General features: G+C 73.3%; 13 protein-coding genes. 9 read left to right on the forward strand and 4 right to left on the reverse strand.

Translation table 11 applies throughout. From position 1 onward, the window contains the following. The 3 genes from MFF54_RS25030 to MFF54_RS25040 all read left to right on the forward strand — a co-directional run. On the forward strand, positions 1-1,405 hold a 1,405-nt coding region (locus tag MFF54_RS25030), incomplete at its 5' end, for a CYTH and CHAD domain-containing protein (RefSeq protein ID WP_238306910.1). Positions 1,406-1,475: 70 nt separating this feature from the next. Further along, positions 1,476-2,621, forward strand: coding sequence for a carboxylate-amine ligase (locus MFF54_RS25035; RefSeq protein ID WP_238306911.1), 1,146 nt, complete (start codon positions 1,476-1,478; stop codon positions 2,619-2,621). Positions 2,622-2,833: 212 nt separating this feature from the next. Continuing rightward, positions 2,834-3,298 carry a tellurite resistance TerB family protein gene (locus MFF54_RS25040; protein WP_238306912.1) on the forward strand — a complete coding sequence of 155 codons (465 nt, stop codon included), beginning with the start codon at positions 2,834-2,836 and terminating at the stop codon, positions 3,296-3,298. A 23-nt stretch (positions 3,299-3,321) separates the two neighbouring features. On the opposite strand, the gene MFF54_RS25045 is transcribed toward MFF54_RS25040, so the two are convergent. The 4 genes from MFF54_RS25045 to MFF54_RS25060 form a co-directional block, all read right to left on the reverse strand. Then, positions 3,322-4,812 (reverse strand): glucosamine inositolphosphorylceramide transferase family protein, encoded by a 1,491-nt coding sequence (locus tag MFF54_RS25045; protein ID WP_238306913.1) that lies wholly within the window; start codon positions 4,810-4,812, stop codon positions 3,322-3,324. 147 nt (positions 4,813-4,959) lie between these two features. Next, complete coding sequence (locus MFF54_RS25050) at positions 4,960-6,129, reverse strand: glycosyltransferase family 4 protein (RefSeq protein ID WP_238306914.1); 1,170 nt, start codon at positions 6,127-6,129, stop codon at positions 4,960-4,962. A gap of 8 nt (positions 6,130-6,137) precedes the next feature. After that, a complete protein-coding gene (locus tag MFF54_RS25055; RefSeq protein ID WP_238306915.1) occupies positions 6,138-7,505 on the reverse strand; it encodes a lipopolysaccharide biosynthesis protein in 1,368 nt (455 codons plus the stop codon). Continuing rightward, positions 7,502-9,070, reverse strand: a complete 1,569-nt coding sequence (locus MFF54_RS25060; protein WP_238306916.1) for a hypothetical protein — start codon at positions 9,068-9,070, stop codon at positions 7,502-7,504. The genes MFF54_RS25055 and MFF54_RS25060 overlap by 4 nt, the downstream gene beginning before the upstream one ends. 323 nt (positions 9,071-9,393) lie before the next feature. Between MFF54_RS25060 and MFF54_RS25065 the strand changes: the two genes are divergently transcribed. From MFF54_RS25065 to MFF54_RS25090, 6 genes are all read left to right on the forward strand, one after another. Next, positions 9,394-11,640, forward strand: a complete 2,247-nt coding sequence (locus tag MFF54_RS25065; protein WP_238306917.1) for a GumC family protein — start codon at positions 9,394-9,396, stop codon at positions 11,638-11,640. Beyond that, positions 11,633-12,652, forward strand: a complete 1,020-nt coding sequence (locus tag MFF54_RS25070) for a WecB/TagA/CpsF family glycosyltransferase (protein ID WP_238306918.1) — start codon at positions 11,633-11,635, stop codon at positions 12,650-12,652. Before MFF54_RS25065 ends, MFF54_RS25070 begins: the two co-directional genes overlap by 8 nt. 7 nt (positions 12,653-12,659) lie before the next feature. After that, a complete protein-coding gene (locus MFF54_RS25075) occupies positions 12,660-13,865 on the forward strand; it encodes a glycoside hydrolase family 5 protein (protein WP_238306919.1) in 1,206 nt (401 codons plus the stop codon). 28 nt (positions 13,866-13,893) lie between these two features. Beyond that, on the forward strand, positions 13,894-14,886 hold the full coding sequence (locus MFF54_RS25080) for a sterol desaturase family protein (protein ID WP_238306920.1): 993 nt from the start codon (positions 13,894-13,896) through the stop codon (positions 14,884-14,886). Between the two features lie 13 nt (positions 14,887-14,899). Next, a complete protein-coding gene (locus tag MFF54_RS25085) occupies positions 14,900-16,045 on the forward strand; it encodes a GNAT family N-acetyltransferase (RefSeq protein ID WP_238306921.1) in 1,146 nt (381 codons plus the stop codon). A 107-nt stretch (positions 16,046-16,152) separates the two neighbouring features. Then, positions 16,153-16,498: sugar phosphate nucleotidyltransferase (locus MFF54_RS25090; RefSeq protein ID WP_283206320.1), on the forward strand; the 346-nt coding region annotated here is incomplete at its 3' end.

The following is a 16,498-nucleotide window of genomic DNA, read 5'->3' on the forward strand; positions in this document are numbered from 1 at the left end:
AAAGGTCTCGCCCTTGCGCCGGACCCGGAGCGTCAGCCCGGCCGCGCGCAAGGGCGAGACCTTTGTGCAGACCGTGAAGTCCGGCGAGGGCGGGGTCGGCCTGTTCGACCGGGCCGAGTGGGAGGTGCCGGTCGCGGGCGAGACGCCGGACCGGGAGGCCTTCGCCGACACGCCGGTCCACGGCGTGCTGGAGGGAGCGAAGAAGCCCGCCCTCGTCCCGCTGTTCAGCACCGTGGTGATGCGGGCCGAGCACCCGCTGGAGTATGGCGCGTCCCGCATCCTGGCGACCCTCGACGCAGGCAGGGTCGAGACGCCCGCGAGCGGCGACACGACGCTCAGCGAGCTGGAACTGGAGCTCGAATCGGGCTCGGCCGGCGACCTCTTCGCCCTTGCCCAGGCGCTCGCCGAGACGGTGCCCCTGCGGCTCGGCGCGCGCGCCAAGAGCGAGCGCGGCTACGCGCTCGTGGACGGCCGGTCGCTCCGCCCCCGCAAGGCCGAGCCGGTCGCGATACCGGAGGACGCGCGCGCGGCCGACGCCTTCCGGCTGATCGCGCTGGCCTGCCTGCGCCAGCTGCGCCTCAACGAGGAGGTGTTCCTGGCCGCCAGGCCCGCCGAGGCGCTGCACCAGATGCGGGTGGCGCTCCGCCGCCTGCGCTCGGCATTCTCGCTGTTCAAGCCGATCCTTGAGGGCGACTTGCGCGCGACCGCGTTGAGCGAGGAGATCAAGCGCGTCACCGAGCCCTTCGGGCAGGCGCGCAATCTCGACGTCTTCCTCGCCACCACCCTGCCGGCCGAGATCGAGCGGCGGCCGGACGAGCCGGGCCTTCTGGCGCTGCGCGAGCGTCTGGAGGCTGAGCACGCCCGCGCCTACGCCGCGGTGATGGCGACCCTCGACGCGCCGGAATGGCGCGCTCTCCTCATCGACCTCGTCGCCTGGATCGAGACCGGACTCTGGCGCGAGGCGCCGGGCGCGGACGAACCTGCCCGCGACTTCGCCGCTCGGGTGCTCGACCGCTTCAGCCGTCGCGTGAAGCGGCGCGGCCGGCATCTCGACCGCCTCGATCCGGAGGAGCGCCACCGGGTCCGCATCGCCGCCAAGAAGCTGCGCTACGGTGCGGAGTTCTTCGCCGGCCTCTACGGGTCGAAGAAGGCGCGCAAGCGCCACAAGGCCTTCGGTGACGCGCTCTCCGACCTGCAGGACCATCTCGGCGCGCTGAACGACCTCGCCACGGCCCACACCGTGATGGCGGCCCTCGCCCTGCCGGGGGACGGCGCGGCCGATCCGGCCGTCGCCTTCGCGGCGGGCCTGACCGCCGCCGACAAGGAGGCAGAGGCCGGCACGCTCCTTGAGAAGGCCGCCGAGGCCCACGACGATCTGGCCGACGTGAAACCCTTCTGGCGCTGACGCGCTTCCTGGCACGCACGCTCCGGCGCGGAACTTGCCGCGCCGGCTCGACGGGGCCGGGAGAGACGGCATGAGCCACGCCTACAGTTTCGGCATCGAGGAGGAGTTCTTCCTGGCCGATGCCCGGACGCGCGGCAGCCCCGGACCGCAGGTTCGGGATTTCCACGCCTCCGTCGAGTCGCGCGTGGCGAATGCCGAGCGCGAGATGCTGGAGAGCCAGATCGAGATCTGCTCGCCGCCTTCGGACCGCTTCGGTGAGGCGGAGGAGTGTCTGCGGCGTGCGCGGCAGGCGCTCGCGGCGATCGGGCGCGAGCACGGGGTCCTTGTCTTCGCGGCGGGGACGCATCCCACCGCCCTGTGGCGGCACCTGCGGGCGACGGATGCGGAGCGCTACGACGGCATCCTGGGGGACCTGCGCATGGTCGGCCGGCGCAGCGTGGTCTGCGGCACGCATGTCCACGTCGCGGTGGCCGATCCGGAGGCCCGCGTGGGCCTCGCCAACCGGCTTCTGCCCTTCGCGCCGCTCCTGCTCGCGCTCTCGGCCGGCTCGCCCTTCTGGCAGGGCCGGCCGACCGGGCTCGCGGCCTACCGTCTGCGGGTCTATGCCGAACTGCCGCGCACGGGGCTGCCGGACCTCTTCGACGATGCCCAGGACTACGCCCGCTACGTGCGGATCATGACCCGCACCGGGGCGGTCGCGGATGCGAGCTTCCTTTGGTGGATCCTGCGCGTCTCGCCGAAATACCCGACGCTGGAGCTGCGCATCGCCGATTCCTGCCCGCATCTACCCGACGCGCTGGCGATCGCGGCCCTGTTCCGCTGCCTCGTGCGGCGGATCGAGCGCGATCCCGGTCTCAACAGCAGGCTCACGGGGGCGTCCCGCGGTTTCATCACCGAGAATCTCTGGCGGGCCGAACGGGACGGCGTGCGGGCGGCGCTCATCGACGAGGCGGCGGAGCGCGCCGTGCCCGTGCCGGCGGCGCTGGAGAGCCTGCTGGCGCTGATCGCCGAGGACGCGGCGGCGCTGGGCTGCGCCGAGATCTGCGCCGACGCGCGCCGGATCGCGGCCGAGGGCACGAGCGCCGACCGGCAGATCCGCATCTTCGAGAGTGCCCGGTCGACGGGAATGGGGCGGCGGGCGGCTCTCTCGGCCGTCGTCGACGCGCTCGCGCGCGAAACGGAGGGCGCGGCGGATCCTGCGGTCCGCGGCGCCTAGGCCGGTGGTGGCGGGCCGTCCCCTTCGGAGGGGGGCGTCGGGGACGGCCCGTCGGCCGTGTCGAGGATCGCGACGCGGCCGATGCAGTGTCGGCCGCGCGCGTTTCCGGCATGTGTCCGGTCCGCTTTTCGCGGGCGTCGGCCTGCGGCTTTCCCGCCCCTGGCGCGTTATCCGGGCTCGATCGATCCGAAACCGCAGCGCTTGCCCGTCCCATGCTCCCGTTCGCCGACCTCCTCGACCGCCTGTCCCGCACCGTCACCGCCTATGCGGGTGACAAGGAACTGATGCTGGCCGGCGTCTCGGCCGCCGCCAACGTGATGGTGGCCGACGGCGAGGTCGCCGGCACGGAGTTCGAGACGGCGCTCGCGGGCCTGCGGGCGAACCCGGTCTTGGAGAAGGGCTATGACGGCCTGATGCTCGAGGCCGAGCTCTACGACGGCATCGCCCGCGCCCGCACCCGGGCGGGTCGCGCCGAGAACCTGCGCGCTGTCGCCCGCATCTCCGGGCGCGCGGCGGAGCAGCGCGAGAGCGTCTTCCTAATCGCCGCCGACGTGGCGGACCACGACGGCATCGCGCCCGTCGAGGCGACGGCGCTCGGCGAGATCGCCGACGCCCTCGGGCTCGATCCGACCGCGCTGCTGCGCGCCTCGCCGATCCGCGCGCTGCCCGCGCGCTGACGCTCGGGGCAACCGGTCCGGGTTCAGGGCCGGTGGAACAGCCGGAGCGGGGCGGCGGAGCCGTCGATCACCTCGAGGCCGGCCGCCGCGTTCAGCGTGTGCAGGCGGCGGCCCGGCCAGGCAGGGCCCGGCGCGAGCCGGGTGCGCACCGATTGGGCGAAGGCCGTCTCGGTCAGGGTGGTCACCTCGGCAAGGCCCAGGGCGCCGCCGTAGAGGCGCGTGCAGTCCTGGACCGGTCGCCAGAGCCGGCCGCCGCGCACCAGCATGGCCCCGGCCGGGCGCGCCCCGCCCGCATCGATCAGCAGCGGGTTGGCGGGATGCGGCCGCCAGGGACCGAACAGGTCGTCGGCGAAGAACAGGCCCAGCATGTCCGAGTGCGCGCCCGCGCCGTCGTGCAGGGTCGCGAACATCCACCAGCGGCCCGCGAACCGGATCAGGGTCGCGTCGCTCGCCACGATGTCGGTGAGGAGGTCGCGCTCTCGGATCCAGCGATGCGGGTAGGGATCCGCCCGATAAAGCGAGACCGTGCGGTTCTGCGACGTCTCGGGGATCATCCAGACCGTGCCGCCGTGCTCGAAGACGAACGGGTAGGAGAGATGGAAGGATTCCTCCAGCACCGGTCTCGGTGTGCCGCGGGGCCCGTCGGGCCCGAAGGCGACGGCCGAGATCACGCCCTTGCCCGTACGGTGGTCGAGATCCTCCACGAAGAGGTGGGTCTGCCCCTGCCCGTGGAACAGGAAGGGATCCGCGTAGAAGCGGTGGCCGGGATCCGGCAGGACCCGCCAGGGCTCCCCCCCGAGCGAGCCGCTGTCCCAGACTGTGGCGCCCCGGCTGAAGCGCCAGCCGGTGCGCCAGTGCGGGGCGTAGAAGCAGAGATGATAGAGGCGCCGCGCTACCATCCGCCCCAGCCGCCGCAGGGCGTGCGCGGCGAGTGGGCGTCCCCGGTCGAGCCGGGGGGGCGCGGGCGCCGAGGGCGCCGGCCGCAACAGGGCTGACACGATGAGGGGCACGAGGCGCGCCGTCACCGTCTCGTAGGCTTCGCAGAGGTTGGCCGCGGCCTCGAGCGAGGGCCGCCCGTGGGCGAGCACCGTGTCGCCGTCGACGATCTCGACCAGCGGCGCACCGCCCCGCAGCAGGGCCTGCAGCAGCCCCGCCTCGCCGGGGCGTCCGTCGAACAGGATGCCGAGCGCCGCGCCGCCCTCCGCCGCACCCGGCAGGACGATGCGCACGCCGCTGCCGTCAGCCTCGGGCAATCCGGCGGCGGTCGCGCGCTCGCTCGGGCGGGGGCCGGGACGGGGCTGGAGCAGGCGCTCCAGCGCGAACAGGGTCTCCATACCGGCCGGCGCGGGCTCGGCCTCGGTCCAGGCGAGGCGCGGGCGCATCCCCGCGGCCCGCAATCCCTCGGCGAGGCGCAGGTGCCAGTGCCGCAGGCCGCCCCGGGGCAGGCAGAGGACCGGGGCCGGGTACGGACCCGGCTCCCCCCTGCGGGCTGCAATGGCCTGTTCGATCGTCACGCTTCAGGCGCATAGCACCGTCCGGATCGTCGCTGAACCCGGTGGCGCCCAGCATACACAGAAGAAATTCGGGGATGAAAACAGTATTCCGCACGTTGCGCGGCTCGCGACCGAGCGCGGAATGCATCCCGCGACGCGTCTACGCGTCTACGCGCCGCGCGCCTCCGCGATCCGCGCGCGCAGGAGGTCGTCATAGGCCCCTGCCATCGCGTCGACCGGAAAACGTCCGGCGAGCCCGCGGCCGCTGCGCACGAGGCGGGCCGCGAGATCCGGCTCGCGCTCGAGCCGGCGCACCGCCTCGGCGAAGGCGGCATCGTCCTCGGTATCGACGAACAGCGCGCAGGGCCCCTCGCCCGTCGCCAGCACCTCCCGCAGCACCGGCAGGGCGTTGGCGACGACCGGCACGCCGGCCTGGGCCGCCTCGACCGCCGCGAGGCCGAAGGTCTCGGCGCGCGACGGGAAGACGAACGCGTCGAGGGCGCGCAGGAAGTCGCCGACCCGGTCCGGCGGCAGCTCGCCGACGAGGTGCAGGCGCGCGCCGCAGCCGAGCCGGTCGGCGAGCGCCGCCAGCGCGTCGCGCTCCTCGCCCTGGCCCGCCAGCGCGAGGTGCCAGGCGGGATCGTGCGGCAGCAGGCGCACGGCCGCCGCCAGGTTCTTCAGCGGGTGCAGGCGCGCGACGCAGCCGAGCAGGCGGCCGCCCGGCGGGACGGTGAGGCCGAGGCCGGCGCGTGCCTCGGCCGGCGTCAGGTCGCTGCCGCGGCCGACGAAGCCGTGGTCGATATGGACCACGCGGGCGCGGTAGCGCGCCGGGTAATCCGTGAGGTCGCCCGCCGAATCGTGCGAGTTCACCACGATCCGACCGTAGAGGCCGAGGCCGCCGAGCCAGCGGTCGACCAGCCGGGCCCGGGGCGGGGTGGTGTCGCGGGCGGAGTTCTGGTTGGCGATCACCACGGGCACGCCGGCGAGCCGCGCGGCGACGGCGCCGACGATGTTGCCGTAGTGCTGGAAGCAGAGCACCGCGTCCGGCCGTGCGCGGCGCAGGCGGCGCACGAGATCGATGAAGAAGCGACCGAAGGCCAGGGGGGTGCGCGGCCGCTTGGCCGCGCAGAAGGCGACGTCCGGATCGGCATCGAAGGCGCCGGTCTTGCGGTAGAAGAAGAGCTGCCCGGTGCGGTAGCCCCGGTCCGCCAGCGCCGTGGCCAGCATGCGGGCGATGGCTTGGGCGCCGGCATTCTCCGCCTGCGGCTGGATCAGCAGGACGTGCGGGCCGGTTGCGGGCCTTGCGGGGAGCAGGGTGTCGCTGCCGGCGTCGCACATCGATGGCCTCATAATACCGTTCCGCGGGCTCGGCCCGCGCCGACGAGGCCGAACACCGAGGGGTCGATGCCGACGCGCCTGCGGCAGGACGCGTTGAGGACGACCGCGCAGGCGATCGAGCAGAGGGCGCTCGCGAGCGTGGCGCCGGTCAGACCGTCGGCGAGCGAGGCGGCGGCGACGCAGGTGCAGCGGACGAGAACGAAGAGGCCGGCGATCCGCGCGTAGGCGGCCTCGTGGCCGGTGAGCCGCATCACCGCCGGGACCGGACCGCCGAGCGCGATCGCCGCCACGCCGACGGTCAGGATCACCAGCGGGAGGTAGGCCGCGTGGAACGCTGGCCCGAACAGGTCGAGGAGCAGCTGGCCGCCGGTCGCCACCACGAGGACGCCGCCGCCGACCGCGAGCGCCGTCGCGCCGCCGACGAGGCGCAGCGCCTCGCGCATGCCGGGGCCGGCGGGGTCGGCGGCGTGGCGCGCGATCTCCCGACTGGAGAAGACGTGCAGGCCCGCCGAGACGATCGCGAACAGGGCGGCGAGGCGGGCGGCCGCGTAATACAGGCCGGCCTCGACCGGGCTCAGCAGGAGGCCGATCAGGAAGACGTCCACGTACTGGTTCGCCGCGTCCAGCACGCCGCCGAGCCAGAGCTTGGCCGAGCGCGAGATCCAGGCCCGGGTGGAATCGCGCGCCGCCGCCACGGGCGCGGCCGTGCGCCCGGCGATCCCCGCCCCGGTGGGCAGATCCCGCAGGGCCGCGGCGATGCCGAGACCCTGGATCACCAGCGCCACCAGGATGCCCCCGGTCGCGCAGGCGAAGAAGGTCTCGGCGTGGAAGGGCAGACCCGCGACGAGCGCCAGCGCCGCGCCCGCGGTCGGGAACAAGCGCCAGGTCAGCTCGAACTGCCCGTCGCCCCGCGCGATGCCCGCGACGACCCGGGCCACGTGGGTGCCGTAGACGAGGCCCGCGAGCAGCGCCGCGAAGGCGCCGGCGAGGCCCGAGAACAGCCAGCCCGCCCCCGCGAGATGGCCGGCGCACGCCGTCGCGGCGCCCCCGGCGAGCCCGGCGAGCAGCACGACGAGGCCGGAGCGCCGGAGCGCGGCCAGGGCGGAAGCGGGTCCGCCCGCGTCGAGCCCCCGCTGCCAGTCGATCATGATCGCGGCCTCCTGACCGAGCAGGACGGCGGCGGCGGCGAAGGAGAGGGCGCTGAACCAGTAAGCGAACACGCCGAACTCGTGCAGCCCCATGGCCCGGGCGGCGAGCGTCAGCATCAGGAAGGCGAGGCCCGAGCCGCCGACCTTGAGGACGAGCGCAAGGGCGAGATCGCGCAGGCCCGCCCGGGCCCGGAGGTCGCCCAGCCGCGCCAGGGCGAAGCCCCTCACGCCGGGCTCCCCTGTGCCGAAGGTTCCGGTGCGCCCGCGGTGCGGACATCCGCGCCGGATGACACCCGTGACAGCCCATCGCCGAGGCGGTCGGCCAGGGCGATCATCATGCCGCCGAGAGCGAGGGGCGCGAACAGGGCCTCCTCCTGGAACAGCCCGTTCAGCGTCACCGCGAGCGTGCCGAGGGCGAAGAGCCGGAGGGACCGCATCCGGTCGCGACCCGGTACGGCCCGTGACAGGCGCCAGGCCGCGAGGGCGGCGCAGAGCGGCACGGCGCAGAGCACGAGCACTCCGGGCCCGACTTGGTAGAGCAGCACGCCGAATGCGCTCTCCACCGGCCAGTCGGTGCGCCCGATCGCCTGCGCCTTCTCCCAGTCGATCCGGGTGGCGTCGCCCGCGAGGTTGCCGCCGGCCCCGAGGCCCGCTCCCCAGGGCGCGCCCAGGAAGGCGTGCAGCCCCCCGAACAGCCCGAGTACGTGGTAGTCGCCGCTCGCACGCCCCGTCACGATCACCGCGCTGGCGTAGAGGCCGAGCACGGCGAGGAAGACCGGCAGCGTCGCCGCCGGGCGCACGCGGTCGAGGAGGAGCGCCGCGCAGCACAGGGCGAGGCAGATCAGCGCCCCCTTCGCGCCGACGAGCACCAGCAGCCCCACCGCGAGGCAGAACAGGACGGGCTGGCGCCAGCGCAGCAGCAGGAAGGCGGCGAGCAGAAGGCCGTAGCCGAAGCTGATCGCGTGGAAGTTTGGCCCCAGCATCCGGTACATCCGGATCGCGGAGAAGCCGAACAGGTCCGTATTCAGGAAGGAGACGATCTGGGTGTCCTGCAGGTCGCGCAGCACGCGCCCGGTCTTGCGCATCGTCTCGATCCACTCGCCCGAGCGCGCGATGTCGGCGAGGCTGAACGTCATGTAGCTGTTCGCCTGGATCAGGTCGAAGAGCGCGTCGCGCGCCAGGAACTCGGCGAGACCGTAGGCGAGGAGCAGGTAGACGGGCGCGCGCAGGAAGCGCAGCCGGTCGCCCGGCCCGTCCGCGGCAATCACCAGGGTGAGCTGGAACACCAGGAAGGGCGTGACGGCGTTCCGCAGGTAGACCACCGCCGCGTAGGGATCGCGGGCGAGGCCGAGGCCGAAATAGAGGCCGATCACCCCGAGCGCGAGCACGCTCGGCCAGAGCAGGGCGTCGAGCTGCCGGCTCCGCGCGCGGGGGGCGAGGCAGTAGCCGCCGATGATCCACAGCCAGACGCTCGCCGTGATGATGAAATTGTAGCCGCGGGCGGCGTTGAAGGCCGGCGTGTCGGCGAGCCAGGGCGAGACCAGCGACACGAACAGGTTCTGGAACTGGAACGCGACGATCAGCAGGGCCGGTATCGCGGCCCGCACGTAGACCGCCGCGACGACGGAGCCCGCGGCGCACAGGGCGATCGCCGCCGCGGGGCTGGCCAGGTGAGCCACGATCGGCACACCGACCAGGGCGACGGCGATCGTCAGGAACAGCGCGTGCTCCAGCACCGCCCGCGGCACCGTGCGCCGTTCCTGCGGCAAACTGTCCGAAATGGAAGACTCCACGCTTCGCCGATCCTCCGGGAGGCCGCCGGGTCGTGCGGGCCGTTCGCCGTCGTCGCACCCTGAAATAGGGGCGCGACGGCGCGATCCAACCCACCGCTCGCAATCAACGAATACGACCGCTGAGCGATCTACGTAGTTTTACACGGGTACTTTTTCTGGCGCATCCGAGCGTTGTTAACCAGATTTTACACAAAGACCTCTTCGCGACGCGATGCGCATCTGGAATAACAGGAGTTCGTCTTCAGGTAATATCCCATGAGGCTCAGACCGCTCTGGGGAATGCTGGTACGCCGACGACACGCACGCAGAAGCTGAAGATCGGGATGGTTGAACACTTCTTCCCCGTCGCGGGCGCCGATCCTCTGACGCGGATCGACCGGACCCGCTCCGGAGGCAGCTCGGACGCGATCGTCGACCTCGCCGCGGCCCGGCAGTTCCTCGGCCGGCGTTGGCGGATGATCGCGGGCGTCGCGCTGCTCTGTGTCGTCGCATCCGCGCTCGTCCTCTCGCTGATCCCGAAATCCTACACCGCCACTGCGATCCTCATCGTCGATCCGCGCACGCAGAAGGTCACGCAATCCGACGCCGTGCTCGGCGGGATCGGCTCGGACGCCGCGGCGGTGGAGAGTCAGGTCGAGATCCTGGAATCCTCCACGCTCGCCAAGCGCGTCGTGGCCGAGCTCGGGCTCGATCGCGGCGGCGAGCTGACCGAGCCCTCCGCGATCGAGCACGCCACGGAGAGCCTGCGCGGCCTGTTCGGCCTCGCCCACCGGGAGCCGAGCGCGGCGGAGCAGCGGGAGCGCGTGCTTCAGCGCTTCTCGGAGCGCCTGCGCGTGCGCCGCCGCGGCCTCACCTACGTGCTGGAGATCGCCTACAGCTCGGGTTCCGCCGAGACCGCGGCGCAGGTCGGCAACGCGCTGGCCGACGCCTATCTGGCGGACCAGAAGCGCCAGAAGCTCGATGCGGCCCGCAGCGCCTCCGGGCTGCTGGGCGCGCGCCTCGACGATCTGCGGGGCCGGGCCCGCGACACCGAGCGCGCGGTCTCCACCTTCAAGAACCAGAACGGAATCGTCGATCTCGGCGCCGCCCAGACGCTTCTGGACCGGGAGATCGCCGAGCAGAGCCAGCAGCTGACCCAGGCGCAGGCGCGGGGGGCGGAGGCCGGCGCGCGCTACGCACAGGCACGGCGCGCCATGGCGGCCGGCGCCGAGGGCGGCGGCACGCTCGCCGAGGCGCTGCAATCGAGCGTCGTCACGAATCTGCGCCAGCAATACGCCCAGCTCGGTGCGCAGCTCGCGGATCTTCGCAACAATCTGGGGCCGCGCCACCCGGCCGTCGGCGCGGCGGAGGCGCAGGTCCGCACCGTCGCGGGCCAGATCCGGACCGAGATCGGCCGCCTCGCGCAGGGGCTGCGCAACGAGGCCGAGGCGGCGGCCGCGCGCGAGCGCACCCTCTCGGCGAGCCTCGATCGCCTCAAGGGGCAGGCCGCGCGGCGCGCCCAGGCGCAGGTGCGGCTGGCGGAGCTGGAGCGCGAGGCCCAGGCCAGCAAGACCATCCTAGAGCAGTCTCTGCTGCGCCAGAAGGAGACGAGCGAGCAGCAGAACCTCGTCAGCAGCGAGGCACGGATCCTGACGCCGGCGGCCCCTCCGCTCCGGCCGAGCGCGCCCAAGACCGGCCTGATGCTGGTCGTCGCCCTCGCGGGCGGGCTGGTACTTGGGCTCGGGGCGGCGGCCGCCGCCGAGGCGATGGAGCCGGGCCTTCGCCATCCGGGTGCGATCGAGCGCGGACTCGGCGTGCCGCTGCTCGGGACGCTGCCGCGGGTCACGGCGAGCCGGTTCCCGCGGGATCGGGGTGGGAGCCGGGTCGGCGGGCAGGTCGCCGGGCCCGGCCATGTGCGCCTCACCGGCGACAGCCGCGAGCACGCGCGCTTCGACGAGGCGATCCGGATGCTCGCCCTGCCGCTGCACTCCGGCAGCGGTTTGCCGGGGCTCGACGGGGGCGTCGCGGGACGCAGCGGCGATACCCTGCTGGTGACCTCTGCCCTCGCGGGCGAGGGCAAGTCGACCGTGTCCGAGCACCTCGCCGAGATGTTCGCGCGCCAGGGCCGCAAGGTCCTGCTGGTCGACGTCGACGCGCGCGACGCGCGCCTCACCCGCACCCGGCGTGCCGCTCAGAGTCCGGGGATTCTCGACGCCCTGCGGAATGCATCCGATCCCGGGAATTTCATCCATCACGGAACCGTCGACGCGATCAGTTTCCTGCCGATCGGCCTCGCCCGCAACGACTCCAAGGCCGCCGAGCTGTTCTTCAGCCCGGCGCTCGGACGAGCCGTGGCGGACCTACGCCGCCGCTTCGACCTGATCGTCCTCGACGGGCCGCATCTCCTGCACGGCGTCGAAGGGCGGCTGCTCCTCGCCCACGCCGACCGGACGGCCCTGGTGGTCGAGTGGGGCAGGACGAGCCGCGAGGATGTCAGGGCGGCGCTGGACCTGTTCGAGCGCGCGCCCGGCAGCCTTGCCGGCATCATTCTCAACAAGGTCGACCGAAAGGCGCTGCGACGCGATGGCTGAACCGCACGGAGATGGCAGCCCGGCGACGGCGCCCGGTATCGGGCCGAGCGTCCTGCCAAATGTCCTGCCAGGCGGCCTGTCAGGCGCCCTGCCAAGTGCCCTGCCAAGTGCCCTGCCAAGCGCCCTGTCCGGCCTCCAGCCGGGCCCTGGCTTCCGGCCGCGCGAGCCTGGCCCCAACGAGGCGCGGGCGCGCCGGACGGCCGGCGGGGTCGAGCGCGCCGCGCAGCGGAGCGCGAACCGCGATCCTGTCCTAGCGGCCGTGCCGCGCGTCGGGCTCGGCGGCCTGCCGATCGCGGTGCACGGGCGCCGTGAGGCCACCGCGCTGCTGGTCGATCTCGCCCTCGATCGCCGGGACCGGGTCGAGCCGCCCGCCATCATCACCTCGGCCAACGGTCAGGTTCTGTCGCTCTGCGCGCGCGACCCCGAGATCCGTCACCTGTTCGAGTCGAGCGACCTGATCCACGCGGATGGGGCGCCCCTGGTCTTCGCTTCCTACCTGCGCGAGCGTGCATCCCGCCTGCCCGAGCGGGTCGCCACCACGGACCTCTTCCACGACGTCGCCCAGGAGGCTGTGCGGCTGGACCTGAGCTTCTACATGCTGGGCTCGACGCGGGAGGGCATGGCGCTGGCCGAGGCGAACGTGCGGGCGCGCTACCCGACCTTGCGGCTGCTCGGTGCGCACCACGGGTATCTGGATGGCGCGAACGAGGCCGAGCAGGTCCGCGCGATCGCGCGGGCGCGGCCCGACATCCTCTGGATCGGCATGGGCGTGCCCCGCGAGCAGCGTTTCGCCCTGCGCTGGCGGGTGGCGCTGGCCGGCGTCGGCGTGATCAAGACCTCCGGCGGGCTGTTCGATTTCCTGTCGGGCGCGCGCCGGCGGGCGCCGGACTGGATGCAGCGCTGCGGCTTCGAGTGGGCCTACCGGGCGAGCCTCGAACCGAGGCGCCTGCTGCCGCGCTACGCCGTGACGAACCCGCACGCCCTCTACCTTCTGCTCACGCGGCGCGGGTAGGGCAGCGATGCGCGCGCTCGTCCTCGCCGCTCTGATCGGTCTGTCCGGCCTGCCGGCTGCATCGCAGGCTGCGGATCGCGCTGCCCTGTGCGCGGCGCAAGGGGGCGCGGCGCAAGGGGGCGCGGCGCAAGGGGGCGCGGAGAGCGGCGCGGCGGACGGCGTGCCGGCATCCCTCGTCGGTCGGCTCGCCCGGGGCTTCAACCTGACCGGCTGGATCGAGGGAAACGACCCGAGACCGCCCGACCCGGCCCTCCTGCGGCGCCTGCTCGCCCGCGGCCTGACCCATGTGCGCCTACCCTTCGATGGCGAGCACCTGATGCCGGCCCTCGGCGCGGCGGGCCCGGCCGAGCGGCTCGCCCGCCTCGACGGAGCCCTGCGGCAGCTCCTCGATGCCGGCTTCACCGTCAGCCTCGACATGCATCCGGGCGACCGCTTCGGCGCCCTGCACCGCGCCGAGCCCGAGCGGGCGCTGGCAATGCTCGACGCGGCCTGGTCAGTGCTGGCGCGGCGCTACGCCCGCCTCGCCCCGGACCGCCTTCTGTTCGAGGTGCTGAACGAGCCGCCGAACGCGCAGGCCTGGGCCGGCCAGCTGCCGCGCGCCGTCGCCGCCCTGCGGGTCCACGCGCCGACCCGGATCCTCGTCGTGTCGCCCGGCGGGCCGCAGCGGGTCGAGGCGCTGGCGGCGCTCGCGCCCCTCGACGACCCGCGCCTCGTCTACGCCGTCCACTTCTACGACCCGATGGCCTTCACCCACCAGGGCAACGACTGGGGCGGCGCGGACGACCCGCTCCGCTTCCTCGGCGGCCTGCCCTTCCCGGCCGCCGCCGGTGACCCGGCGGTCCGGGCCGTCGCGGCCCGGCTCGCGCGCGAGGGCCGGCGCGAGGCCGCGGCCGAGCTCGCCGGGCAGATCCGGCAGCCCTGGACGGCGGAGGCGATCGACCGCCAGTTCGCGCCGGTCGGCGACTGGATCGCGCGGCATCGCCGCCCCGTGATCGTCAACGAGTTCGGCGCCCTCGACACCGCTGCGCTGGCGGACCGCGCCCGCTGGCTCGCCGCCGTGCGGGGGGCTGCCGAGCGCCGCTGCATCGGCTGGACCCACTGGGACTACGCCGACGCCTTCGGCTTCGTCACGCGCCGCGATGGAACCGAGCGGCCGGTGCCGGCGCTCCTCGACGCCCTCATCCCGCCGAAGGCCGCGGGCCGCGCCCCCTGAGACCGCTCCGAGAAGGAACCGCTCCGCCATGGACGATGTCCTCAGCTTCATCGACGCGATCATCCGGCGCGTCTCCGCGGGCAACCTGCTCGCCGCGGGGCTGCTGCTGGCCACCGCGCTCGTCTGCGCTCTCGTCGCCTACCTGCGCACGGCCGAGCGCTACTCCCTCCGCGAGTTCTTCGAATTCGCAATCCCGCACGAGGTCATCGTCCACCCCTCGGCCCGGGCCGACTTGCTGTTCTGGGTGACGCGGCGCGTGCTGATGCCGTTCCTGATGCTGCCGGCCGGCATCACCTTCGTGGTCGCGGTCGGCTACGCCACCAACAAGGGGCTCGGCGCCCTCTTCGGGATCGACCAGCCGGTCTTCGGCGAGCCCGGCCCGGTGACGGTGGTGATCTTCACCCTCACGATGCTCGTCGCCTACGACCTGTCCTACTACCTCTACCACACCGCCCAGCACCGCTTCCCGTTCCTGTGGGAGTTGCACAAGGTGCACCACTCCGCCGAGGTGATGATCGGCATCACGAAGGACCGGGTGCACCCGCTCGACGAGCTGATGAACCGCGCCTGGGACGGGGTGATTCCCGGCATCTGCTTCGGCATCTGGACGCTGCTCGCGCTCGATCCGGTCGAGGTCACGGTGTTCGGCGTCAACGTCTACGTGATGCGCAACATCCTGATGATGGACTTCGTGCGCCACACCCATTTCAAGATCTCGTTCGGGGCACTCAACCACGTGGTCCTGTGCCCGCACTGGCACCAGCTGCACCACTCCACCGATCCGCGGCACTACGACAAGAATTTCGGCCTGTTGTTCTCGTTCTGGGACAGGCTCTTCGGGACCCTCTGCATTCCGAAGCCGGATGAGGACTTCAAGTTCGGCATCATGGATCGCGACGCGGCAGCCTACCAGTCGCTGTCCGGGCTCTACATCCTGCCCCTGAAGAAGATGGGCCGGCACATCGCCCGATTCGCCCGGCGCCTGCGGGGACAGCCGAACCGACCCCGGCAGAGCGCCTGAGAGGGAGTGCGCGATGGAACGGATCGAGATCGTCGGGACGGCGGAGCGGCTCCGGGCCGTCGGGCCGGCCTGGACCGGGCTCTGGGCGGCGACCGGCGCCCTGGTCTTCCAGAGCCACGCCTGGGTCTCGGCGTGGTGGGACAGCGTGCCGGACCGTGAGCGGCGACGTCTCATGATCGTGCTGGCCTGGCGCGGCGACGACCTCGTCGGGGTGCTGGCGCTCGCCACGGTGCGCCGCGGCGGCCTGCGCGTGCTCGAATGGGCCGCCAAGGCGTGCAGCGACTTCGCGGACGCGCTCGTCGCCCCCGACGCGGGCGCCGATCTCCTGCCCCGGATGTGGGCCCATCTCTCGGGCGCGGGCGGGTTCGACCTCGCCTATCTGAGCCACCTGCGGCCGGAGGCGCGGGCTGGCGCGCTGGGCGACGCGCGGTCGGGCGGGGTTCGGCTGCGGCCGAACCATCGCACCGAGCAGAACTGGCGGGTCTGCGGCCCTCACCCGAGCGGGACGGCGTGGTTCGACGCGCAAGCCAAGAAGATGCGCCAGAACCACCGCAGGGGCCGGAAGCTCATCGCCGAGCGGGGCGCGCTAACCTCCCGTCTGCTCGCGCCGGAGGCTCCCCTCGACCGCCTGCTCGCCTGGTTCGTCGACCGCAAGCGCGCCTGGCTCGCGGCCAACGGCCTGCCGCCGGGGCTGTTCTACGCGGAGGGCTCGCGCGCGCTGCCCGCGATGGTGCGGGTGCTGGACGAGGCCGGACTGCTGCGCGTCTTCGTGCTGGAATGCGACGGGGCACCGGTCGCCGCCTCGATCAACTTCGTGCAGGACGGCACGATGATGGCCTTCGTCACCACCTACGACCCGGATTTCGAGCGCGCCTCGCCGGGCCTCGTGCTGATGATCGACTACATCGTGTGGGCCTTCGACCACGGCCTGCACACGGTCGACTTCCTCTGCGGCGACGAAGGTTTCAAGGGCCGCTTCGGCACGCAGTGCCGCACGCTCGGTTCGCTGATGGGCGCCCGGACACTCCCGGGGGCGGCCGCGCACCTGATCGACCGCGGCGGGCGGGGCCTTTCCCGGCGGCTCGCCGCGCGTCGTGGAGCGCGGATGGAGCCTCGGACAGGGGCACAGGACGCGGCGCGGGGCGAGGCCGCGGCCTGAAACCGACCGGCCGGACGGCGGCGCGACAAGCCGGCACGGATCGGGTTAAAGGATGGGCGCCACAGGTGGCGGCAGCCGCCACCGCGAAGGATCCCGGCGGCACCGTCATGGCCGAGCCCTCCACCCTCATCCACCCTGTGATCCTGTGCGGGGGCTCGGGCACGCGGCTGTGGCCGGCCTCGCGCGAGAGCATGCCCAAGCAGTTCGCCCGGCTGGTCGATCCGGAGCAATCCACCTTCCAGGCCACCGCCCGGCGCGTGGCCGAGCCCGGCCTGTTCGCCCGGGCCAGCGTCATCGCGGCCGCCGAGTCCCGCTTCATCGTCGCCGAGCAGCTCCAGCAGGTCGGCCTCGGCGCCGACATCATCCTCGAGCCGCAAGGCCGCGACTCGGCCGCAGCCGTCGCGGTGGCGGCGCTCCACGCCGCCGCCGCCGACCCGCAGGCCGTCGTGCTGA

This window comes from Methylobacterium gregans (genome assembly GCF_022179245.1).
GTDB lineage: Bacteria > Pseudomonadota > Alphaproteobacteria > Rhizobiales > Beijerinckiaceae > Methylobacterium > Methylobacterium gregans.

What these genes read in the sequence shown, in the direction of transcription:
- MFF54_RS25035 (WP_238306911.1), top strand. Translation starts at nt 1,476, where the DNA reads ATGAGCCACGCCTACAGTTTCGGCATCGAGGAGGAGTTCTTCCTGGCC.
- MFF54_RS25040 (WP_238306912.1), top strand. Translation starts at nt 2,834, where the DNA reads ATGCTCCCGTTCGCCGACCTCCTCGACCGCCTGTCCCGCACCGTCACC.
- MFF54_RS25050 (WP_238306914.1), bottom strand. Translation starts at nt 6,129, where the DNA reads ATGTGCGACGCCGGCAGCGACACCCTGCTCCCCGCAAGGCCCGCAACC.
- MFF54_RS25065 (WP_238306917.1), top strand. Translation starts at nt 9,394, where the DNA reads ATGGTTGAACACTTCTTCCCCGTCGCGGGCGCCGATCCTCTGACGCGG.
- MFF54_RS25070 (WP_238306918.1), top strand. Translation starts at nt 11,633, where the DNA reads ATGGCTGAACCGCACGGAGATGGCAGCCCGGCGACGGCGCCCGGTATC.
- MFF54_RS25075 (WP_238306919.1), top strand. Translation starts at nt 12,660, where the DNA reads ATGCGCGCGCTCGTCCTCGCCGCTCTGATCGGTCTGTCCGGCCTGCCG.
- MFF54_RS25080 (WP_238306920.1), top strand. Translation starts at nt 13,894, where the DNA reads ATGGACGATGTCCTCAGCTTCATCGACGCGATCATCCGGCGCGTCTCC.
- MFF54_RS25085 (WP_238306921.1), top strand. Translation starts at nt 14,900, where the DNA reads ATGGAACGGATCGAGATCGTCGGGACGGCGGAGCGGCTCCGGGCCGTC.